The organism is Streptomyces spongiae, assembly GCF_009377185.1.
Classification (GTDB): Bacteria; Actinomycetota; Actinomycetes; order Streptomycetales; family Streptomycetaceae; genus Streptomyces; species Streptomyces spongiae.
In genome coordinates, this window is sequence record NZ_VJZC01000805.1 from 1 (window position 1) to 3,584 (window position 3,584).

Consider the following 3,584-nt stretch of genomic DNA (forward strand, 5'->3'; position numbering starts at 1 on the left):
GGACGGGTAGGGGCGGCGGGGGCGAGGAAAACCCGGCACCGCGCAGCGACCCGCGTCAGCCGCTGAACCCGTCCACGTTCTCCGCCGTAACCACCTTCACCGCCACCTTCACGGTCTCCTCCACCTTCTCGCCCTCCGCGGCCGCAAGCGCGTTCCGGACCGCTATCCGCCCAAGTTCGGTCGGCTGCTGCGCGACCGACGCATACAGCGTGCCGCCCTTGACCGCTTTCAGCCCGTCCGGCGTGCCGTCGAACCCGACGACGGCGACGGACTTCCCGGCCTTGGCGCCGAGCGCCTTCACCGCACCGAGCGCCATCTCGTCGTTCTCGGCGAAGACACCGTCGACGTCCGGGTGAGCCTGGAGCAGGTTCGTCATGACGTCGAGCCCCTTCGTACGGTCGAAGTCGGCGGGCTGCTTGGCGACGACCTCGATACCGGGGTACGCCTTCAGCCCCTCCGCGAAACCGGCACCGCGCTCACGGCTCGCGGACGTACCCGCCAGCCCCTGAAGGATCACGATCTTGCCCTTGCCACCCAGCTTCTCCGCCAGCGCCTTCGCACCCAGCTTGCCGCCCTCGACGTTGTCGGAGGCCACGAGCGCGGCCGTCTCCGCCTTGTTGACGCCCCGGTCGACACCGACGACGGGGATGCCGGCCTTGTTCGCGGCACGCACCGACGGACCCGCCGCGTCCGAGTCCACCGGGTTGACGATGATCGAGCCGACACCCTCGCTGGTGAAGTTCTGCAACTGGTTGGCTTGCTGCGAGGCGTCGTTCTGCGCGTCGGTGACGGTCAGATCGGCGCCGAGCTTCTTCGCCTCCTCCTGCGCGCCCGCCCGGATCTGCACGAAGAACGGGTTGTTGAGCGTCGACAGGGACAGCCCGATCTTCTGCTCCTTCGCCGCCGACGTACCGCTGTGCAGGAACGACATCGCCCCCACGACCGCCACCGCGACCACGGCAGCGATGACGTACGTCGCCGCCTGCCTGCCCTTGCCACCGGGCACCCCGGTCCCCGCGGCCACCGGAGTCGCCCCCGCCTTGCGCCGCAGCGTGTCCAGCAGCACGGCCAGCGCGATCACGACACCGATCACGACCTGCTGCCAGAACGCCGACACCGACAGCAGGTTGAGGCCGTTGCGCAGCACCGCCAGGATCAGCGCGCCGATCAGCGTCCCGGACGCCTTGCCCGTACCACCGGCCAGCGAGGCACCGCCGATGACGACCGCGGCGATCGCGTCCAACTCGTAGCCCTGCGCGGCCTGCGGCTGCGCGGAGGACAGGCGGGAGGCGAGCACGATCCCGGCCGCGGCGGCGAACAGGCCCGACAGCGCGTAGATGACGAGCTTCTGCCTCTTCACCCGCAGACCGGAGAGGCGGGCCGCCTCCTCGTTGCCGCCGATCGCGTACATGGAGCGGCCGATGTACGTACGGCCCAGGATCACGGCCGTGACCAGCCCCATGACGATCATCACGAGCACGGGCACCGGCAGCCAGCCGCCGAGCGTGTCCCCGAGGTGCGAGACCGAGTCGGGGAACGCGATCGGGCTGCCCTGCGAGATCACCAGGGACAGACCGCGGCCCACCGACAGCATGGCCAGCGTGGCGATGAACGGCGGGAGCTTCCCGTACGAGATGAGGACGCCGTTGACGAGGCCGCAGGCGATGCCCGTGGCGATCGCGAGTATCACGGCGATCCAGACCGGCACGCCCTCCGACGTCGCGCTCCACGCGAGGACGGTGGCCGACAGCGCGGCGACCGAGCCGACCGAGAGGTCGATGCCCGCCGAGACGATCACGAAGGTGACGCCGAAGGCGAGGATGGCGGTCACGGCCGCCTGGACGCCGATGTTGAGCAGGTTGTCCGTCGTCAGGAAGTCGCCGGACAGGGCCGACATCGCGACGACGAGGAGGATCAGCGCGGTGAGCGCGCCGTTGTCGAGCAGGAGGCGGCGAAGCCCCGGGGCGCCACTCGCGCCCGATGTGCTCTTGAGCGTGTCAGTGGCCACGGGGGGCCTCCACTTCGGTGGTGGTTGTGCTGGTGGGTGTGCTTACGGCGAGTGCCATCACCGCGTCCTGCGTGGCCTCGGCGGCGGGGAGTTCGCCCGCGAGGCGGCCCTGAGCCATCACCAGGACCCGGTCGCTCATGCCGAGCACCTCGGGCAGATCGCTGGAGATCATCAGGACGGCGGCTCCGGCGGCCGTCAGTTCGTTGATCAGCTGGTAGATCTCGACCTTGGCGCCGACGTCGATACCGCGCGTCGGCTCGTCGAGGATGAGCACCTTGGTCTCGGCGAGCAGCCACTTGCCGATGACGACCTTCTGCTGGTTGCCGCCGGAGAGGGTGCGCACATGCTGGTGGAGCCCGGCCATGCGCACGCCGAGCTGCCCGGCGACACGGGCGGCGGCCTCCTGCTGCCCCTTGAGGTCGACGAAACCGCCGCGGGTCGCGCCGCGCAGGGTGACCAGGCCCAGGTTCTCCGCCACCGAGGCGTCCAGGAGGAGCCCCTGGCCCTTGCGGTCCTCGGGGACGAGCCCGATCCCGGCCTCCATGGCGGCGTTCACGTCGTGGCGGCGCAGCTCGGCACCCGCGACCTTCACGAGGCCCTTGTCGTACGGGTCGGCGCCGAACACCGCCCGCACCACCTCCGTACGGCCCGCTCCGACCAGGCCCGCGACGCCGACGACCTCTCCGGCCCGCACCTCGAAGCTGACGTCGTGGAAGACACCGTCCCTGGTGAGCCCCTCGACGCGCAGCAACGCCTCACCCGTCTCCGGGCGTTCACGCGGGTACTGCTGCTCGATGGACCGGCCCACCATGAGCTTGACGAGCTCGTCCTCGGGCGTGGACGCGGGCACCTGGCCGACGCTCTTTCCGTCCCGGAGGACGGTGACCCGGTCGCCGAGGGCGGCGATCTCCTCCAGGTGGTGCGTGATGAAGACGATCCCGACGCCGTCCTCGCGCAGCCTGCGCACGATGGCGAAGAGCTTGTCGACCTCTTCGGAGGTGAGCACGGCGGTCGGCTCGTCCATGATCAGTACGCGGGCGTCCAGGCTCAGCGCCTTCGCGATCTCGACCATCTGGAGGCGGGCGATACCGAGTTCACGCACACGAGCGCCGGGGGGCACGCTCACGCCGACGCGCTCCAGCAGCTCGGCGGCGTCGGCCTCCATCTTCTTCCGGTCGATCAGCCCGAAGCGGCGCGGCTGCCGCCCCAGGAAGATGTTCTCGGCGACCGTCAGATCGGGAACGAGGTTGAACTCCTGGTAGATGGTGGCGATCCCGAGGCGCTCGGAGTCCTGCGCGCCATGGACGCGCACCTCCTCGCCGCCCACCACGATCCGCCCGGCATCGGGGCGGTAGGCGCCGGACAGCATCTTGATGAGGGTGCTCTTGCCCGCGCCGTTCTCGCCGAGCAGGACGTGCACCTCGCCGCGGCGCAGATCGAAGTCCACGCCGTCGAGCGCGACCACGCCAGGGAAGGTCTTCCGTATGCCTTCGACGCGTAGCAGTTCGCCCTGCGGCAACTCGTCCGGGTTGCTCACGGCTTGCTCCTTCGTACGGGGGAGGGTTGTGCGGGGGAG

At 70.2% G+C, this 3,584-nt stretch carries 2 protein-coding genes; both read right to left on the reverse strand.

Features of this window, described 5'->3' with window-relative positions:
* Window positions 1-55: 55 nt before the first annotated feature.
* Window positions 56-2,008, reverse strand: coding sequence for an ABC transporter permease/substrate-binding protein (locus FNH08_RS47035; protein WP_322726562.1), 1,953 nt, complete (start codon window positions 2,006-2,008; stop codon window positions 56-58).
* Complete coding sequence (locus tag FNH08_RS47040) at window positions 1,998-3,527, reverse strand: sugar ABC transporter ATP-binding protein (RefSeq protein WP_152777990.1); 1,530 nt, start codon at window positions 3,525-3,527, stop codon at window positions 1,998-2,000. The genes FNH08_RS47035 and FNH08_RS47040 overlap by 11 nt, the downstream gene beginning before the upstream one ends.
* Between the last annotated feature and the right edge of the window lie 57 nt (window positions 3,528-3,584).